The organism is bacterium (assembly GCA_016700035.1).
Classification (GTDB): Bacteria; Patescibacteriota; Saccharimonadia; order CAILAD01.
In genome coordinates this window covers 120,037-139,146 of record CP064998.1, presented here as the reverse complement: position 1 = coordinate 139,146, position 19,110 = coordinate 120,037, and the positions used below count along the sequence as shown (strand labels likewise).

General features: G+C 44.5%; 20 protein-coding genes and 4 tRNA genes. 5 read left to right on the top strand and 19 right to left on the bottom strand.

Annotated features, from left to right (window positions below; translation table 11 throughout):
• Positions 1-34: 34 nt before the first annotated feature.
• Together IPM44_00700 and IPM44_00695 are read right to left on the bottom strand one after the other, a co-directional pair.
• A tRNA-Thr gene (locus IPM44_00700) sits at positions 35-111 on the bottom strand.
• 14 nt (positions 112-125) lie between these two features.
• Positions 126-199, bottom strand: a tRNA-Gly gene (locus IPM44_00695).
• A 346-nt stretch (positions 200-545) separates the two neighbouring features.
• Between IPM44_00695 and IPM44_00690 the strand changes: the two genes are divergently transcribed.
• From IPM44_00690 to IPM44_00680, 3 genes are all read left to right on the top strand, one after another.
• Positions 546-622 (top strand) — tRNA-Asp (locus IPM44_00690).
• Between the two features lie 402 nt (positions 623-1,024).
• Positions 1,025-1,438 carry a hypothetical protein gene (locus IPM44_00685; protein ID QQS27085.1) on the top strand — a complete coding sequence of 138 codons (414 nt, stop codon included), beginning with the start codon at positions 1,025-1,027 and terminating at the stop codon, positions 1,436-1,438.
• 244 nt (positions 1,439-1,682) lie between these two features.
• A complete protein-coding gene (locus tag IPM44_00680) occupies positions 1,683-1,979 on the top strand; it encodes a hypothetical protein (GenBank protein QQS27084.1) in 297 nt (98 codons plus the stop codon).
• A gap of 114 nt (positions 1,980-2,093) precedes the next feature.
• Here the strand turns inward: IPM44_00680 and IPM44_00675 are convergent, their stop codons facing one another.
• The 6 genes from IPM44_00675 to IPM44_00650 all read right to left on the bottom strand — a co-directional run bounded on the left by IPM44_00675 (position 2,094) and on the right by IPM44_00650 (position 6,722).
• Entirely contained in the window at positions 2,094-2,840 is a 747-nt protein-coding gene (locus IPM44_00675; GenBank protein ID QQS27083.1) for a hypothetical protein, read from the bottom strand.
• A gap of 310 nt (positions 2,841-3,150) precedes the next feature.
• Positions 3,151-3,789 carry a hypothetical protein gene (locus tag IPM44_00670; protein QQS27082.1) on the bottom strand — a complete coding sequence of 213 codons (639 nt, stop codon included), beginning with the start codon at positions 3,787-3,789 and terminating at the stop codon, positions 3,151-3,153.
• Positions 3,786-4,571, bottom strand: a complete 786-nt coding sequence (locus IPM44_00665) for a hypothetical protein (GenBank protein QQS27081.1) — start codon at positions 4,569-4,571, stop codon at positions 3,786-3,788. Before IPM44_00665 ends, IPM44_00670 begins: the two co-directional genes overlap by 4 nt.
• A gap of 10 nt (positions 4,572-4,581) precedes the next feature.
• On the bottom strand, positions 4,582-5,721 hold the full coding sequence (locus IPM44_00660) for a peptidylprolyl isomerase (GenBank protein ID QQS27080.1): 1,140 nt from the start codon (positions 5,719-5,721) through the stop codon (positions 4,582-4,584).
• A gap of 54 nt (positions 5,722-5,775) precedes the next feature.
• Positions 5,776-6,315 carry a PH domain-containing protein gene (locus IPM44_00655; GenBank protein QQS27079.1) on the bottom strand — a complete coding sequence of 180 codons (540 nt, stop codon included), beginning with the start codon at positions 6,313-6,315 and terminating at the stop codon, positions 5,776-5,778.
• Positions 6,316-6,386: 71 nt separating this feature from the next.
• On the bottom strand, positions 6,387-6,722 hold the full coding sequence (locus IPM44_00650) for a hypothetical protein (protein ID QQS27078.1): 336 nt from the start codon (positions 6,720-6,722) through the stop codon (positions 6,387-6,389).
• Between the two features lie 240 nt (positions 6,723-6,962).
• On the opposite strand from IPM44_00650, the gene IPM44_00645 reads away from it, so the two are divergent.
• A tRNA-Arg gene (locus tag IPM44_00645) sits at positions 6,963-7,038 on the top strand.
• 268 nt (positions 7,039-7,306) lie between these two features.
• On the opposite strand, the gene IPM44_00640 is transcribed toward IPM44_00645, so the two are convergent.
• The 4 genes from IPM44_00640 to IPM44_00625 are packed head-to-tail and all read right to left on the bottom strand — an operon-like array spanning position 7,307 to position 11,820.
• The gene (locus tag IPM44_00640; protein QQS27077.1) at positions 7,307-7,924 is read right to left on the bottom strand and encodes a nucleoside-diphosphate kinase; all 618 of its coding nucleotides are present in this window, start codon (positions 7,922-7,924) and stop codon (positions 7,307-7,309) included.
• 8 nt (positions 7,925-7,932) lie between these two features.
• A complete protein-coding gene (locus IPM44_00635) occupies positions 7,933-9,207 on the bottom strand; it encodes an insulinase family protein (GenBank protein ID QQS27076.1) in 1,275 nt (424 codons plus the stop codon).
• On the bottom strand, positions 9,204-9,845 hold the full coding sequence (locus IPM44_00630) for a DedA family protein (protein QQS27075.1): 642 nt from the start codon (positions 9,843-9,845) through the stop codon (positions 9,204-9,206). The genes IPM44_00635 and IPM44_00630 overlap by 4 nt, the downstream gene beginning before the upstream one ends.
• 46 nt (positions 9,846-9,891) lie before the next feature.
• Positions 9,892-11,820 (bottom strand): O-antigen ligase family protein, encoded by a 1,929-nt coding sequence (locus tag IPM44_00625; protein QQS27074.1) that lies wholly within the window; start codon positions 11,818-11,820, stop codon positions 9,892-9,894.
• 81 nt (positions 11,821-11,901) lie between these two features.
• On the opposite strand from IPM44_00625, the gene IPM44_00620 reads away from it, so the two are divergent.
• Positions 11,902-12,813: a tyrosine-type recombinase/integrase gene (locus tag IPM44_00620; GenBank protein QQS27073.1), complete on the top strand. Its 912-nt coding sequence runs from the start codon at positions 11,902-11,904 to the stop codon at positions 12,811-12,813.
• 42 nt (positions 12,814-12,855) lie between these two features.
• Here IPM44_00620 and IPM44_00615 read toward each other — a convergent pair whose 3' ends face one another.
• The 7 genes from IPM44_00615 to IPM44_00585 all read right to left on the bottom strand — a co-directional run bounded on the left by IPM44_00615 (position 12,856) and on the right by IPM44_00585 (position 19,093).
• Positions 12,856-14,184 carry a hypothetical protein gene (locus tag IPM44_00615; GenBank protein ID QQS27072.1) on the bottom strand — a complete coding sequence of 443 codons (1,329 nt, stop codon included), beginning with the start codon at positions 14,182-14,184 and terminating at the stop codon, positions 12,856-12,858.
• Between the two features lie 42 nt (positions 14,185-14,226).
• Entirely contained in the window at positions 14,227-14,880 is a 654-nt protein-coding gene (locus tag IPM44_00610) for a hypothetical protein (GenBank protein QQS27071.1), read from the bottom strand.
• Complete coding sequence (locus IPM44_00605) at positions 14,881-15,477, bottom strand: prepilin-type N-terminal cleavage/methylation domain-containing protein (GenBank protein QQS27070.1); 597 nt, start codon at positions 15,475-15,477, stop codon at positions 14,881-14,883.
• A gap of 11 nt (positions 15,478-15,488) precedes the next feature.
• A complete protein-coding gene (locus IPM44_00600; GenBank protein QQS27069.1) occupies positions 15,489-16,436 on the bottom strand; it encodes a hypothetical protein in 948 nt (315 codons plus the stop codon).
• 53 nt (positions 16,437-16,489) lie between these two features.
• Positions 16,490-17,290 (bottom strand): prepilin peptidase, encoded by an 801-nt coding sequence (locus tag IPM44_00595; protein QQS27068.1) that lies wholly within the window; start codon positions 17,288-17,290, stop codon positions 16,490-16,492.
• 79 nt (positions 17,291-17,369) lie between these two features.
• Entirely contained in the window at positions 17,370-17,774 is a 405-nt protein-coding gene (locus IPM44_00590) for a type II secretion system protein (GenBank protein QQS27067.1), read from the bottom strand.
• 74 nt (positions 17,775-17,848) lie between these two features.
• Positions 17,849-19,093 (bottom strand): type II secretion system F family protein, encoded by a 1,245-nt coding sequence (locus tag IPM44_00585; GenBank protein ID QQS27066.1) that lies wholly within the window; start codon positions 19,091-19,093, stop codon positions 17,849-17,851.
• Positions 19,094-19,110: the final 17 nt, after the last annotated feature.

Sequence of the window (19,110 nt, the reverse complement as noted above, 5' to 3'; positions counted from 1 at the left end):
AATCTGATAAAAATAATTAGACAGACTGCATATCTGGAGCCGATGGGCGGATTTGAACCGCCGACCTCTGCTTTACGAAAGCATTGCTCTGGCCAGCTGAGCTACATCGGCAAAACTATAGTTTATGGAGCGGGTAACGGGAATCGAACCCGTGTCTCAACCTTGGGAAGGTCGCATCCTGCCATTAAACGATACCCGCCTGCTGCCCAGATATAAGAACGCCAAAATTGTAGCACACAAAACTATCAACCTCAATTAAATGATATAGACAATAAGAGTAATTCACTCCATATCCAGACTCCTACTTCAAGGGAACTATGTCTGAATGGAATAACTATCCAGACTTTTGTATAAATTATGTAGTCATTTTTATTTCTATATTTATTCATACTATTTATGATTCAATGTTTGGCAAATTGTGTTCAATATATCCTTCTCACAAAAATGTGCGACACATATTTATCTGACCCCTTACATTAACTCTTGGCTTACTTAAAACATTGAACTTATACCATAAAAATGCTAAAATATCCGAGTTGCCCTGTGGGCCCGTGGTGTAGAGGCCTAACATGCCTCCCTGTCACGGAGGAGATCGCCGGTTCGAATCCGGTCGGGCCCGCCAATAATAAAGATTGCCACCTTTAGGTGGTTATTTTTATTATTGGACGAGTTTCAACTCGTGATTCGAAACCGCGGTTCGATAGCAAGCACCACGCACAGGAGCTCGCTCCGAGCATGGTGCGCAGATAGTAGTAAAGCGTTCATCCGGTCGGGCCCGCCAACAGTATAGGAAAGCCACCTGCTATGGGTGGTTTTGTTTTATGCCTAATGAGATTACTCAAAGGATGAAGCCAGAGATTTGGTACAGGGTAGCCAAAGCCATTGTGGCAGTTTACTTAAAGTAAGCTTAAGCTCGAAAAGGATCTGCTACTATCCAGCCTTCGCCCGCCATATAACTAATCTTTGATCCTTCGTGAGGAATCTCTTTTATTGACTATATATTAGAATGATGTTATTGTATCTAATGCTTTTTCAGATCCTACTCAACAAACCATCACTCCCGAAAGGAGATGACATGAGCTGGAGCGAATGGTACAGCACCTACTATCCGTCCACCGTGGATCAACCGGTACACATCGAAGACTGGCAGTGGCAGATTCGAGATAACAAGCCATATCGACAGTGCTCCTACTGTGGTGGAGTCCACCCTGAAGACCTTGCAGGTATGCCAATAGATGACCGAGCAACCTGGGCAGTCGCCAAGCAAGGACATAAATATTACGCAACCACCCCATACGGTCAGATCAAGTTCTATACCCAACACTTGGCAGAGAGAGGTATTAGCCATGAAGCGCGGGACACCATAGAACAACTCTGCCGATTGAGATTCGAATTTGGTGACGGGAGGCTACGTGTATCACCAATTCAAGATATCTAGGCTTAACTCCATAGAGCTCTACGCTCGCTACGTCCTGGTAGCTTCTTCCTATCAAACATACTTTGAGTATGCCGGAAGAGCCTCCGGGGCCTTTTTTGTATACTAATCAAAAATAAGTCCTATCTTTACTTACTAAGACCGTAATATATAATCACCAAATCATAGTGATTAGTATGAAATTATTGACCTCTTATAGAGATTATATTTCAACAGACCTACTCCCAAGGAAGTAGAGGTACCTGACATGATCACATTACTCGTTACTCTCCATATCCAGGGTGGAGACGACAGAGACTTTGTACGCCACTACGAGACGTGCCCCTGGCCTCGCCTCCCCAATAAGGGTGAAACCATTGATCTTGGCCTTGCAGCAGACATCTTTACAGAGGTGGATGTCCCTATAAAGTCTGTAACATTTCACCCAATAAACGGGAATGTAGTCATCGAACTAGTGGGCGAAGAGATTCTCCCAGGTTTACTGGACTGCCTGTATGAGCTAGAAAACATGGGCTTCGTCGAAACCATTGACCCTTTCAGGTAATATGGACAAGCCTTTCACCAGCACTGATGACAGCGTACTACGCGATGCAGACACTTAAAGTCGACCACTTGCTGGCCATTCACTCGAGATACACGTCTCGAGACTTTTTATAACTCAATAACTCTTCCCTAAACCCCAGAGAGTCTCATAAAACACCCGCATCATCTCACTGTGCTCGCGAGAGCGCACCACAAATGCATAGCCACTTGCCCTGGGTAAAATATTGAGCACTAAATCATCATAGATGAATACTGTAGTATTAAATTTATCTCTCATGCTATCTGGCAATATACGTGTCTCTGTTTTCCGATAATACTCTTCTGAGCCACCCTTTTTTATGCTCTTATCCCAAAGATTACGTGTTGATATGCCGAGCGTGTAGTTCAGCTCAGTATATTGATCGACGAAGTCTGATCCAAGTTGCCAAAAAAAATTATCAGACGGAACAATGGAATCTATTTTACCTGAACGACAATATAAAGATTCTAAAATAACACCCCTGACAGCTTGTAAGCCTTCATAAAATACTACCTGTGGCTGCCTATCGCCTTCCTGCTGTATGGCCATAAACTCCTCGAGTTGAGTTCTTGTAATCGCCAGTGTGTCTTCTTGGGCTTGCAAGATAGCCTTGAGCCTAGTTAGTGGCTCTGCCTGATAACGATACTCCTCGGAATTACCAGATCTGGTGATTAGCCCCCTTCTCTCTAGTGCAGTCAAAGCATAATAGACAGTTGGTCGACTTCGAGTAGTAGCGCTAATTATCTCCCGCGCAGACTGTACGCCTTTTAATACCATTAGGTATACATCAATTTCAGCCTCAGTAAGATCTAATTTTGCAAGCATCGCACGAGCATCTAGCATAGTCTCAATTTCCTATTCTAATCTAGTAGTCTAATCATTATTATACACATTTAACTACTTCTGTTATATGGCTAAGATATAGATAGTGCGGCTTTTAAAGCCACTTACTCTTTTTAAAAAATACTAGAAGCTACACCTAATTTATAAGGCCAGCTATCGACAATTACTCTTTATAGAGTAAGCAGTTGACCAATCAAGACCATCTATAATCTAAATCTTTACCGCTATAAATATAATAAGTGAATTAAAATAAGGTTAGCATTGGTTTAGTTATCAATAGAACCATAAGATCTGCTATGTAAATACTACTCTAATTATAGCTAGATTTATCGCCAGATGTAGACTTATTCTGCTGTTGCTCTAGCTCGTCTAGCATTTGTTGCTCTTCTTCATCCGACAACCCGCTATTTGAACGAGAATTATACTGATACATAGAAGGTGTGAAAGATTTTGTGCTAGCTTTCTTTTTTACTTCACCATCAATACACTGCTCACCAGAGCCATGCTTAATGCTTTTACTACTCCCCTTGTCAACCGCCTCATCGTCGCCTTTATTTTCCTTAAAGAATTTGGTACAAAGCTGATATTTTGTTAAAGATGAATTTTCAACTTTCAAAGTGTATGGCCGATTAGAATATGGGTCACGCTGTGGTACTGACTGATAAGACAAGAGTCCACCCAAAGAATCGAGACTATCCTTATCCTCAGAGTTTCGTTCATATTCTTCTTGAAGGTCTTCCAGGGTCTCGGGTAGTTTAGACTTTTTCGTATGATACCCCTGAATGGCCGTCTTGAGCTTCTCAAAATCATCCTCTCTCTGCTGGTCATATTTGAGAGCTTGCTTTTCATTGGGATTGATTAAGTTAGCATAGCCAACCATAAATAGTACAGACAGAATACTGGCAATTATAAGTGTAATAATCGTGTGGGTCGAGCGCACCATCTTCATGATTTCCTATCCTCCGAAACAGTAGTGTAGAGCCAAAATATATAGGCCCCAGCAAAGAATAATTCCGCTATTGGGGCGGCGATTACTAAGGCATTCTCTTTATACATATTATTAGTAATTAGTAGGTAAATCTCTGTTGATAAGGAACCAATAACACTCAAGACAGCCAAAACCATAAAGAAGTAGGCTATTTTCTTCATACCAGTCGTATCAACATCGGGGTGGACGCTTCTGTAGCGATCTACAAAAATTGTTGAAATAATAAACAGAGGTACTGCCACCAACATTAAAGCAAGGCCGGCCTGAGCAAAAAATATATCAATTTGTGTACCAAAAAGCTCGGTATTAGCCTTGTCAGTAATGCCAATCAGCATTTTACGCAAAGTCCCCTGACGCGTCACAAGGCTTGTAGCAGTTGTAGCCATCCATAGTGTAAGCGCGCTGATGGCAAACCAGAAAGCCTGCCAGCGCCCACTAGGACGCGACGGAACAGTGTCTACAGCTCCAGCCACAGCGGTCTGAGCAGGCAACACAACTGGCTCCTGTTCTGCTGTAGGAGGATTCTTAAAAACCTCTGGTACTTCTGGGCCTAGCGGTTTTGATGGTGCTGGTGCTGAAGCAGATGCTTGCTCAGCATTCATTCTTACTTCTTCTTGAATGGCCTTAGATGGCTGAACCACCTTACGATCGACTGGATCCACGTGGGGCGCAGATGTCACACCATCACTACCAGGTTGATGTAATGCATTTCCCCCTGGCTGTTCCGATGTTGATTCTGGCATCTTAAATCCTTCAGTTAAGTTTTAAATAACGTGATAGTTTGGCTTTTTCTCGTTGCTCAGTTAACCAACTCTCCAGATCTACCCCCTTAATTAGAATATGCGAAACTTTAACTTTGTCATCCTGCTTTTCTGTGGCCTTAATAATATGAAATCCATACTGAGTTTTTACAATTCCGCTAACCTGTCCTGCTTCTAGCGCAAAGGCGGCTTCTTCAAACTCCGGTACTGTCTGGCCCTTCTCGATAAATCCTAGATCACCACCGTTTGAGGCTGAACTATCCTCACTGTTTGCCTTTGCAATTTCGGCAAAGTCAGAGCCATTCTTAATTTGATTTAGTAAATCTTCAGCCTTGGCCTTGGCAGTACCATTGCGATTAGGATCATTTGTAATCTTATCGGCTAGTTTTTTCTGTACTAAGCTAAATCGTACTTTTTCTTTAAAATCGGCAATTGTCCAGCCATAAAGATTCTGCAAGGTTTCTTTCACTTTATCTGGCCCACCAGCATTTTCAACAAGCTTATTGTATTCTTCATCAACTTCTTTTGATGAAACTACAATACGCTCCTTTGCAGCTTCCTGCTTAATAAGCTGATTATCTTCCAGCTGCTTCATCAATTCCTGCTTAAGATCAGCTAGACGCTGCTTACCCTCATCGGAATTCAAATCTTGACCCTGTGATTGATAGAATTTCTTAATACTAGCTAGCTCAAATAGATACTCGCTATATGTTGCAGTATTCCATAGTGGGTTACCATTCACGCTCAAAACTGGATATGGCACAATCTTTGCTACTACCTGCACTGGCTTAGAGTCACTCTTATACTTATAAATAAGCACACCAAACGTAATTAATGTCACTAATATTGCAACCAGCGCCGACACTCCAGCTATTACAAATAATTTACGATTGGGCTTGGTCTTAACACCTAGCTTTGATAGCTTGTTCTGGAATTTAGAATCTTTCTTGTCTTTTCCAGTCGACTTAGCATCAGCTTTCTTATCTGCCTTATCCGCAACCTTCTTAGGCTCTGTAGCCTTATCATCGGCAGGCTTCTTGCTGGCTATTTTCTTCAGACGATCGGAGTGGGTGGATGTCTTTTTTGCAACTGGCTTAGCAGTTTTTTTCTTATCCTTATCAGTGTCGGCCATATTTCTCCTTATAATCTCACTGTATTCTTAATTCTTAGACATATCATACACTACTTAAGCCTCTCCGGCATAGTTTTCCATGGCGTCTAAAATCTCCTCTTGTAGACGTGCCGGCTTATGATAAGTCTTTAAGCGCATATTGCCCGTACCAGAAAGTGTCTCTATGTAAATATCGCCAAACTTAAATAGGGCCGCTTGCATGCCGGGAATTTTATAATTCACGCTCTGTATATTATTAAGGGTTAAACTTGAGACTTTCCTGTGAAAAAGGCCTCTTTGGTGCACTAGCGTAATATCCTGATCTGTTAGAATCACTACAGTAAAATACCAACCAATAAAGTTATATCCCCAATAAACTAGTAATGCTACGCCGACAATAGCCATCCAATTAACCGCCAGCGGTTGCCAGTCATAAACATTTGCAGTCGAAATAGACCATGGCACCATACCAACCAGGATAAACACCATCCCCCAAATTAGTGGCCAACGCAATACAATTGGAAACTGTCGCTCTACAAATATAACCTCTGGCTCCACATACTCATCTATGTGATGCTCGGGGGCTCGAGATTCTGAGCGCTCTCTCTTACGCATATACTTAGTATATTAACATAATCAGAATAAAAAAATCCGCCCTCCATATAAAGAAGGCGGCTGGTAACACTCTAGGCTGTCGATGGCAAGTGATCAAAGAGGCTGGGATGCTCCTCGACCGGCTCACCAAATGCCAGATTGAGTGATAGTTGGCGCAGTGAGAGATCGGTCGTGATCGAGCCCTGAATATCGGACCAAATCAACAAATGCGGGTCTTCACCGTGTACAGCCTGGAGCTGACTCCCGAAGGCACGACAGATTTCGCCACAGGCCGTATGACGAGCAGCCGAATTGTCCCTTTGCAACGCTGCCACAAGCATCTCGGCTGGTACCTCTACTGGCAGTGTGTGGCCAGTATTCTTATCTGTGATATCAATGCAGATGGTTGACTGCTGGTGCGGTTTCATGCCTGAGGGTTCCATAAAACACCTTTGTTTTTGGGGTACAAGGACATTTTCTAGTATATGTATTTTTGTTTATGGTAAGCAATAGTATTTATGCTTTTTGGTATGAATGGGCTTATTCTAGAAAAAGACACTGATCTACCCCGTAGCTCAAGTGGATGTTGAACGTCAGCGAGCTATAAAACCTAAGGCGCTCTATCTATTCTGCCTCTAGCTACTGCTATAATTAAAAGCGCTATCTCTGCCCCCGTAGCTCAGTGGATAGAGCGCCTCCGTCCTAAGGAGGGCGTCGGGAGTTCGATTCTCTCCGGGGGTACCATGTATCAGAAATATAATGTCTACAATAATCTCTAATTTCTTCTTATATATTGGCTTATTCCAGCTCGTATTGGTAGGGTTTATGTTGTGTGTATTGGTCTTTCCAGACAATAAAGCTCCGACAAATTCTTATTGAAGACTACAAACAACGTAGAACCAAGGTGAGTGGCTTACTGGGTTTAGGCATTATGCTTTTAAAATCTGGCCTCATCTACCTTGCACTAAGTGGGTGTCTATGGCTGATCAACCTCATAGTCAGCAGTTTATAACTACCATTCTTTTGAGTACAAAATATGCTCAACTGCACTTGTATACTCGAGTACTTCATCTTTATCAAACCATATTTTTATTTCTCGTTCGGCATTTTCGGCACTATCACTAGCATGGATAATATTGCGAATTGGCCAGTCACCAGCATCTGCCAATTCATACGAATCGACTGAATAATCAAAACCAATCGTGCCCACATCCGCCGACTGAGGACTAGTTGCTCCACGCATTTTACGGACAATTTCAATTACATGTGCTCCCTGCAAAACCAAAGCCACTAATGGTCCAGCCGTTAGGCCACTCATAAGCTTACGGCGAGTATTCAGTGCTAGATCACGAGCACTCATTGGCGGCTCCAAGCCTTTTTCTAAATATGAGTTATAAGTCCGCTCACCGCTTTCCTTCAGCCACTCTTCGCTATCAGTATAATGCTGGCCAGCCAAATCTTCTGTAGGCATCACCATTTTTAAGCCGCACAGCTTAAGCCCCTTACGTTCAAAGCGTGTTATTAGCTCACCAACAATCTGTCGCTTTACCGCATCTGGCTTTAAAAGCACTAAAGTCCTACTATTGCGCAACTCTTTTAGTTTCTTATCATCAGCTAATGTTTTTACCATACTCTCCCCTAACTTATTATTTTTGCTAGCTGCGGCGCATTATCATGTGGACCGATCAGCGCCATACGCATGCTATTTGGATCTAAATACTTCTGGGCAAGTGCCATGATCTCGTCAGCCTGTACTGCCTCAATACTTTGTAGCATATCATCCACCGACCGTACTTCACCAGTTAAGAGCAATTCAGCTCCTAGCCGGTCGGCCACCGCACCATTAGTCTCTTGACTCATAATAATCCGCCCTCTCAGCTGTTGCTTTACTCGACTAAGCTCTTCCACGCTTGCAACACGAGTCCGAATCAGCTCCAACTCCTGCACAATAGCTTCAACAGCTTCCTCTACCTTGTCGTTACTAACCCCAGCATAGACTTCCCATTTACCAGTGTCGGCATAGCCCGTCATACCCATATAAACCACATAAGCAAGGCCCTTTTCTTCTCGAATTGTGTGATATAAACGTGAGCTCGGCCCCCCGCCCATCAATGCACCAAGAACTCGAAAAGCTGCTTCATTATGGTGACGCAAAGGCAAACCACGACCAGCTAAAACCAAGTGGGTTTGACTGGTGTTTTGATGGAAAATGCGAACTTTTTCCGTGGCCAATGGTCCATAAGCCGGAGCAAACGGGCGTGGAGCAGCCATATGTGGCGCCTGAAATAACGGCGCAATAACATCTTCCGCCTCCGCTAGCGTAACATTGCCAGCAATCGCCATCACCGCATTAGACGGTATGTATTGTGAGGCATGGTAGCCAGTGATTATCTCGCGTGGCAGAGAGCGGATAGTTTCTTCAGTACCAAGAATATTACTACGCAAAACATCCTGAGGCCACAACACATCACCAATCAGATCAAAAATATACTGACCCGGATCATCTCGATAGACATTCATCTCCTCAATGATCACGCCTCGCTCTCTATCTATTTGTGTTGGATCAAACAGCGGATGCATCGTTAAGTCAGCCAATAAATCAGCAATATCATTAAATTTTTCTGATGGAATTTTAGCGTAATACGAAGTTAGTTCAGCGGTCGTGTAGGCGTTCATATATCCTCCCACGCCATCCACAGTCTCGGATAATATTTTTGCAGATGGATATTTTTTACTCCCCTGAAAAAGTAGATGCTCCAGAAAATGCGACACCCCATATTCGCGTTGCATATCCTCATATCGACCCCCTGCCCCAAAAAAAATCTGCAAAGTTACGCTATCTGTATCTGGCATATGGCGATGCACCAAACGCAGACCATTATCTAACTCACGTATATACTCAGGATTTGTCACTTAGACTTACCCTCTAAAGTCTGCCTCTGATCCTTACGTTGTACTAATTTTTTATGCACAAATCGCCAGCCTAAAAATAGTATTACCGCCACAATAATATAGTCTAGGTAATGCAAATATTCGTAGTATTTACGCCACTCTTCACCCACCCAATAGCCAAATCCAACCCAAATTATTGTCCACACAAAAGAACCAATGAGAGTTTGGGTGAGAAAGCTTGAAAATGACATTTTAGCTGCCCCCGCTACAAACCCCATATAGGTTCGAACCACTGGCGTAATACGCGAAATAAATATGGCTTTTGCACCATTTTTATCAAACCAAGCTTGAGTTTTTTGATAGTCATGCATGGATATAAAAAGATATTTACCATATTTACGCACAACCGTTTCTCCACCAGTAGCCCCCACCCAATAAGCTAGGCTGGAGCCAATTGTCTGCATGACAACCCCCAGGATGAATACAAAAACAATATTTAAATCACCAGACTTTGCCGCTGCTCCAGATAATGCCAATACAGCCTCCGATGGAATTGGCGCGCCGGCATTATCTAAAATTAAGATAATACTAATCCCTAAATAGCCGATCTGATTAATAATACTTATAGCAAGCTCAAGAAAATAGGCTGAAATACTCATACGTAGCTACTATTGTACCGTACTCTTATGGCTACTGCCGATAGTTTTAGTCCTGCAACTGCTTTTGAAACTCTATGGCTGGCTGATAATCTGGCGAAAGCAATCGAGCTCGAGCTAGAGACTGAGCTGCCGACACCTTATCCCCTGCTTCAAGCTGCAACTTAGCCTGTAGCGTCAGGGCAATAGCAATACGATCAGCGATCCGTACAAAATTTCGATTAGCAATCACTGCATCGGTGTATTCCTGCGTGATAGACTGCAATACTACAAGTGCTTCCCGGGTGAAGCCTTCTCGTGCCAAAGCCTGGGCATAACTCACCTGGTATTGTGGGTTATTATGTGGATCTAGTTCTACCGCCCGACGATACGCTGATAAGGCCTCAGTGGTCTTACCGAGTCGTTCATTGGCATTACCGAGCGCATACCAATGTTTGGCATCACGTGGCTCTCGCGCGGTAGCCTCTGTAGCCAATTGTGCAGCCCGCTGGGCATACTTAATTTGTGGTGTTTCTTGCATGTCATACATATCTATCCAGAAGAGAGCCGCCTGCGAAAGGGTATCTGGAGGCACCACAGACTCCTGCACCAAAGCATCGTAGCGCTCTCCAGCATCTCTCATATCCAAAGGTGCTATTGCGTCTATAAAAGCTTGATCAATCCGCGCTAAATATAGTTGATAATTAAACCATGTGGCAAACAGTGTTGCTAGTACTGCCAAACCAAAACCAAGCATTGCCTGTCGATTTCTTAGCCGAAATTCGCCATGCTCTTGCGTTATTGGTAGTGAAAGTGCTAAAAGAACAAATAATATCAGAATTAATGTTGGATAGTTTGTCACTAGGTCGACAAAGCTATGTAGCACAACTGCAATAAGGGCGATTCTAGCCGACCATACAGTTGGTGAGCGCTTGACGCGTCGTTCTTTCCATAGATACGCCACAAGCCCCAAGGCCATAACAATAAACGCCACAAGGCCAACCACACCAAGCTCCACCATTATCTGGACTGGCAAAGAATGGGGGTTATTGGTAGCAGTAATAGCACTCTTCTGGAAGGCTGGATGCACTTCCTTATAAGTTCCCACTCCCCAGCCCAACAGGGGCTTCTCAGCAAACATCGCACTACCCTCACGCCAAAAATCTAGCCGATCAACTACGCTTTGCGAATTAACCGATTCAGTTAATCTACCAGCCACACCAACCACTGGCTTTGCCAGATTAGTCCGCATCCCTGTTACAGCCAAACCAAAAGCTATCGAAGCAGCGGCAACCCCCAAGATAACCACATTAGCTTTCTTTTTATCCTGAGCCCGCCACCAGACTAACCCCAGTAATACCAAAGCAATCAACCAAGCTGCCCGTGAATAAGTTACTACAAATGCCGTCCCCAACAATAAAGAAAGATACACCCACACACTGGGACGATCTTTACTAGTACGAATAGCCAAATCTAAACTAAATGGTAGAGTTGCTAAAAGGAAAGTTGCAAATGGGTTGGGCCAGAAAAATAATGAGGTGGCGCGCTCATAATCACCCGTCACATACATCCCAAGACCAATTGCGCTAACAATGGCAGCGGTTAATAAAAAGATTTTTACTAAAAATCCCCGCGCCCTAGCGTTCCGAAACACATCACGCGCCACCACAAACACAACCGCGGCACTCAAGAGAGTTGTGAGTGTCACCAATGACTCAAACCGACTAACCGACCAAATCAAACTTAAAAAAGCCGTCCCGATTAAAACTAGCCCTGGAACCAACACACCGCGTGGATGCAAGCTAACCGATAGTGCCCGATCTCTCGATAGCAACACCCAGCTCACCAATAGCAATAGACTCAAACCAGACTGAACCACCAGAGCAAAAGGATCGCGACCCCCCAAGAACCATGGCACCATCAGAAGTGATAAAAATATCACCGGTAGCACCAACTCACGCGATAATTCTAGCCGTTTTTTAGCTAATCCCCCAAACATGCTTATTATTCTACTCTTTAAGACAGACTTGTCCACTCTTAAAAACTTGGCAGTCAACCCATAAAACCTTATGCTAGTGTTATGTTTTCTGATTATCTTGCTGAATTTCTTGATGCCATGGAGCTCGAGCGGGGCCGTAGCTTAAAGACTATCGAAAATTATAGTCACTATCTCAATCGCTTCTATGAGTATGCTGGCGATATTCAGGTAGCAAAAATTACCGATAAAACTATTGCTGGCTGGCGTAAGTGGCTTAATCGACTCCAGCTCGATGACGGCCGGAGTGTTAGCATTACCACTATTAACTACCACCTCATCGCTATGCGGTCATTTTTAAAGTACCTAGCTCGCCAAGATATTGAGTCCCTCCCACCCGAGCGGATTGAGCTAGCAAAAGCCGTTCGGCCTCAAGTAGCCTTCTTAGATGCCGAAGAAGTAGCTCGACTAGTGGAGGCCGTATCTAATAAGGATTTAGCTGGTAAACGCGATCGAGCAATCGTTCTACTCCTCTTTTCGGGTGGTTTGCGAGTTTCGGAACTAGTTAATTTAAATCGTGATGACGTTAACACCGCCCGGGGTGAGTTTACTATTCGTGGTAAAGGTCAGAAAGATCGGCCAGTTTTTCTATCTGAGTTAGCGGCGGCGGCCTTAAACGACTATCTGTCTGCCCGCACCGACAAAGATGATGCCCTATTTATCCACCTAGCCCATAAAAAAGCCGAGGAATCCCCCGCTACCGCCCGCCTAACACCACGCAGTGTTCAGCGCATCATCGAGCGCGGTCGAATATCGGCCGGTATCACCAAGCGTGTCACACCTCACACCCTCCGGCATTCTTTTGCCACCGATCTCCTCTCGCACGGAGCTGACTTACGTAGCGTACAAGAGCTACTGGGGCACGCTAATGTCGCCACCACTCAGGTTTACACTCACATCACCAACCCAAAACTTAAAGAAGTTCATCAAAAATTCCACTCTGATAACCAAAAATAGCTCCTTTTTTAAAGAGCTATTTTTTAATACATTTACAGCTTATTAAACATTTGGGTCGCCAGGACTACAGCTATTGCGCCCAGCCGCTGTATTGGGTGTTTTAGTAGATGTTACAGTATCCCAATTATAATCTGGTGCGCCACGATAATCACGGTAGACACGCATGTTCTTACAAATATCTGCTCCCGAAAAGATAGCATTATCAAATACTCCATCATAGACTGTTGGAATTAGTTGCTTTTTAGCTAACACTCGGCGGAAATAGTTACCAGATCGAGCCGTTACGTCGATTGTGGCATTACCATCTGGCATAAAGACCTGTGTAACTCCATCAGAAGCATAAAACTTAATCCGATAACTGGCCGAGTTATAACGCGGGCGAATGCGTAAAAACATTGTAGTATTGCTAAAACTAACAGAGCTATCATAGAGCACATTACTTGTGCCATTATTTATTTCAGTTTTTGTTAGATCAGCCAAATCATATCGCGTGCCACCCTGCCTATGAAGTTGACAGCTATACTCCACGGTAGGGCTATTCGTACAATCAGTTTGGACAAAGCTCTGCAGTGTGCCGGCAGGTATGCCACTAGTGTCTAGATAAGCTGAGTCTGGATAACCTGCACTATTCCACGGTGAAAAATCCGTGTACGAACAACCACCACCTGTACAGGCTGGCGAAGCTATTACTGTTCGAACCGGGAAAACACCCTCCAGTCCAGACTTATTAATAGTATTACTTGTAACTGTAGCCGTTGCTCCACCAGTAGCCCCAAACCACGTACTAGTTAGCTCCAGGGCGGCGGGTCCGGTCCAAACGGGAGTTGCTACATCATAGGCCGGCAACCAACTTGACACCTTATTCATCACCACATTAGCTGCTGGTGCATCAGCTGAGTCACGTGGGTCGTTCCATTCAATCGACATGTAGCGAGCCTGAAGATATGGATCAGTCTCTTCAGGGCCAGACCGACCACGGCCAAGGTTCAGGCTCAAGCTCTCATCCTTATCTAGTTGCCCGGTCAGCTCTTCTTGCACCACCGTTACCGTACGGCACGTCCAAGCCACACCAATATCATTAGAACCTGCCGAAACCGCTACTTCTGCGCTACCACTTGTAGAGTTACAGGTTGGCTCTCTAAACTTGGGGTCATCCCCCAGTCGCCGGACAGCGTCCTCCACACCAGCCTCGGCTGCATATAGCGCTCTATTGGCATTATCAGAGTTAATTGACTGGCGAATTTCCCTGGTAGCAATCGTAGTAATACCAACAAACAACACCACCAGTATTGCCGAAACCGCAATGGTAGTAATCAGAGCGGCCGAGCCCTGCTGTTGACGTTGCCAGATTTTTCTCACCCGATAAACCATAACTATTTTTATGCTACCCGCTTATGCTAATAAATGCAACATCTACCGACTACGCGAAATTATAATTGATTGCAACATTGTACCCGCGCCAAATTGATCAGAAATAGCAGCGGCGGCATTTTTAGACGGAGCAGTTTGACCACGAAATACTCCAATCCGAGCCTGCCATACAATTGGGCCTACTCCACCGGTGGTGGCCACAGGAACTATCTTAAATGGAGCCGTATCCGGGGCAGTGCCATCATCTCCGTTTGTATCGGGCCATGGTGGGTCCTTTTCCGACCACACATCCGAGCTTGTAACGAGCTCAGCATTAGCAAAGTTTCGACATTCAGTCGAGCGGGCTAGCACATAATGATTACGGCTCGTTATAAACACCAAGCCATAGGCCACATTCTGCCCACCGGTGTCTAGACAGTGGCGTGCTAGCACCGTCCGACCACCATAATCAACTCCAGATGGTAACCCCGGATCTTGTAGGCGCTTAGTTTGGCGTAAATCACGAGTTAGCTGATCCATGGCCTTTCTAGCCTCTTCCTGTGTACGCGTTAAGCTCTGGGCTTTATTATAAATTCCAAAAATACCAATAAACCCAACTAAGGCAATGGTAATTATCACTGTAAAAAAAGCAATCGACAGTGTTAATTCCAGCAATGTATAACCCCGCTTGCTCCGCATTGGTAATAATCGCTTCATCTAACGTGGCTCCGTAATTATTGTACTAGCCGCAGCGTTACTAGCTATGCCATTTGCATCATCCCAGCGAGCCGTAACTAAGAAAGTAATAGCCGTAGTATTATTTGGCAGACTTGGTGGTGCAGTGATCTCTGTCCCGTCAAGTGTATTCTCGGTAAAGTATCGAATTGGCTTAATCTCTACTGTAAATGGAGTACTGCTCGCCACATTCACATTCGACCCTACCGGAGTTATCGTTGCTACTCCAGACTGCAATTCGAATTTACACGTAGCTGGTGGGATTGGAGCTGGTTGGCAAGAGAAATTATTTGTAGTTATCGATCCATCAGCCTGTTGTAACCCAATATACATCAGAGCACCAGCTAAATTTACCTCATCCCTAAACGCACCCCAGTCAAAATCATCACTTTCCCGATAAGCCTTAAGGGCTTCCATAGTCTGCTGAATCATATATTGAGCCTGGGTGCGCTGGTTAGCGGCCGTAGCATTACGCCAGGCCCCTAAAGCAGCCGCATAAGATAGAGTTAATAGCGTACCCACAATTGCAAGCGCAAAGATTATTTCTATTAGAGTCATGCCGTGTGATGTTCTTTTCATGCGCTTCATCTTTACCTCGTCTGTATGGTTGTGGTGCCATCCACCAGATTAAAGTTTATCTCAGCTGTAAATCTCGGTTTGGTGTTATCGGTGGCACTGCGCTCCACCGAGCCAAGTCGCCACAGTACGGCACAGGGTTGACTCTGCAAACGGTTGGTTGCCGCCGGTCCAGTAGGGGTAGTCTGGTATATAAATGAGCTATCATCATAACTACCCAACCAACCCGGTGCGCTAGATGATGCCGGGCTACCCCAAGCCGGCCTAATACCATTTACATTGACGGGCAAAATGTCTGTGCTACCACCTGCCGGCCAGCTTGGCCAAAAAGCATTATACCCACCAGTAGTACGCCTAAACACAATCATCGATTTATTTCCCGGACTATTAAAATCCTGATAGCCAGCATCACTACCTCCGGTATTCGGTAGTTCGCGCCAATTATTGTATGCACCAGATGTACAGGTAGCATCTCCAAACACCGTAAAACCCTCCAGCTTAATTGTAGCTGGCAACTCAATTTCGCTACGTTCATAATCCTGCACAGACAAAGCCTGAACTGGTGGTGATCCAAGTTTAGGGCCTCTCTTAAAATAGCCAATCCTGAGTTTTGTCGTATCACCAGTATTTGGTACAGCCATTGATACAGCCGTGCCAAATACCTCTTCACCACGGGCAAGTAGTGGGCAAGTTGTAGTCACAACCGGCGAACATCTACTATCACTGGTAAAACCAGGCACCAAGCTCGAGGTATTCTCACTCTGAACTTCACGAATTTTTGACTCTATTTGACGCACCTGGTCATAAAAATCACTACTCTTACGTGAATCAAACCAAGCAAACGAGCCAGCAATCAACATACTGGAAATCCCCAGCACCATAATGACTTCCACCAAAGAAATACCAGGCCTGCTCCGTAGCAGATACTTAAAACGTAAATTTCTTTTAGAGATTTTCTTCATACAAGGATAAAAACTTTAGCATGCTTAGTCTCAAGTATACCACTTATGGTTGGCTAGACGAATATCCCCATGTACCAATTTAATAATGCCTCGCCAAAAAACAGCCCAGCAAATAAGCCAATTATTAAAAACGGCCCAAACGCAATCATGCTTTTGCGTGTTTTTTTATGAATTACAATTAGCGCCAGCCCAACAATTGCGCCCAAATTAAATGCTACAAATATCGCCACCACCAGTTGCGTACCAGAAAGAACCAAGCCCATAATGCCAGCTAGCCAAATATCACCATCTCCTATCCAGCTACCGCCAGAAACAAGCCAGATAAGGAAAAATACTCCGGCAAAGATAGTGGCAGCTAGCAATTTAGGCCACAGCTCAGCCAGCGATCCAGCCTGCATGGCCGACAAGCCAGCCAGCACCAGTGCTACGGCCGTAGCTGGCATTACAAAAGCATCTGGTAAGAGCATCCAGCGGGTATCGTAAACTAGGGCTGCCAACAGCAAGGAGGCCAACACACACCATAGCCCAAGCTGTAACCAAGCCAGTGGGCTAGCCGGAGCAAAAAATAGTAGAAGTGCCACCCACAAGCCGGCATTAGCGAGCTCCACGGCTGGATACTGCCAAGATATTAGCTTGTGGCAGGTTCGACATTTGCCTTTTAGGCCCAACCAGGATAGAACTGGTAAAAGCTCATACCAATGTAGCGTTGTCTTGCAATGGGGGCACATACTGCGCCCCTTAGACACCTTGCGATGCGTATGCACCCGCCACACCCAGGCATTTAGAAATGAGCCGACGAGCAGGCCATAAATACCAACTAAAAATATAAGAAATCCTGACCACTCACCATTCATATAAGCTTATTATATGCGAAAGCATTACCAATAACCAAAAAGCCCCCATGCGGGGGCTCGTTTGGTGTTGGTAGATTCACTAACGAGCTAAATATGGTACACCTGTAGCACCACCTGTTTCGAGACAAATAGATGCCGTATCTGGAGTAGCCCACTGCACATTAACTGTATTATTAACAGTACAGCCGGCCGCAAAGACAACACCAGTAGCAACACCGATAGTTGTTGCCCCCATAGCACGCTCTGCAGCAGGTACATAGGTTGCTAATACTGCATCAGTGACAGTACCGCCATTATTATTACCGCGTGCAGTCACCATAGCGGCTTTAACACGGTTAGCTACATCCTTGCGAGTAGTATTACGTTGTTCGCGCTGAGCACCCTGCACGGCAAAGAATACAACCACCATAATCAAAGCCGCAATTGCCAGTACAATTACAATTTCAATCAGGGTAAACCCTTTTTTCATTTTTTTATCTGTCATAAAGACCTCCTTATAATATTCACGTATTTTTATAACGCTTATGCTTATAATAGCAAACTGTGAGCTGGCGTCAACTACTGCCCGCTAGTTGTAGTAGCACCACCGCCGCCACTTAAATCTTGCCCTACTAAATTATAAACTGGATACAGGACGCCAATTATCATCAGTACGACTAACCCACCCATAACCACTATCAGTACTGGCTCAATAATGGTAGAAATATTTTTTACAGCCTGATCTACTTCATTTTCATAAAAAGTGGCAAGGCGGTCGAGCATATCGCTCATTGTCCCAGAATCTTCCCCAACTTTTATCATCTGACTCACTAGCGGTAAAAAATACTCAGATTTATGCAGAGCTTCAGACAGGGCTCGGCCAGATTTTACTTCATCCGCCATTATCTCAACTTCGGCTTTTAAAATATCATTATTTAAGCTTTCTGAAACCAGCTTGAGTGATTCTAAAATTGGTATGCCACTAGCTACCAAGCTTCCTAGCGTACGTGAAAACCGAGCCATATACATCTTTAAAAAGAGCTGATTAAACGGTGGCATAGTGAGCTTTGTCCGAGCCATATTATGCTGACCCATAGGAGTTTTGAGGTATTTAAAGATACCAAAAATAACCGCTCCAATAAATGGAAATGTAATAAACCACCACTTGGTAATCATATCCGAACCAAACATCATTATTTGAGTTATCCAAGGCAGAGACTTATTAAAACTCTTATACAACTCGGCAATTTGTGGTACCACGCTGGTCATCATAAAGCCCATCACCAAAAGAATTACCACCAGTACGATAGCCGGATAAATCATCGCGCCACGAATTTTGGCAGTAATTTCAGCCTCTTTTTCCAATTGGGTGGCTAGGCGCTCTAGGGTAATTTCTAGATTACCACTGGCCTCACCAGCCTGCACCATAGAAATGTAGATGGTATTAAAGTTTTCTGGATACTCGGCTAGAGCTTGGGAGAGCTGGGTACCACCTTCCACTGATTTAGTCAGCTTGAAGATGACCGACTTCATAGTCTTGTCATCCACCTGGCTCATTGAAGAGTTTAGAGCTGCCGCTACCGGTAGACCAGCCTTAATGAGTGTAGCTAGCTGGCGAGTAAATACAACCTTATGCTTGGTTTTAGCTTTAGCGTGAGCATTGCTAGTCGAGAAAGCTGAGGCTTTTTTGGGCTTCATCTCGATCGGATAAAGCTCTTGCTTTAAAAGCAATTTACCGGCAGCCATTTCATTATCGGCCTGAATAGAACCAACTATGATTCGGCCTGTCGATTTGTCTTTAGCTTTATATTGAAAATCTAGCATCGTTTTTTATTGCCCAC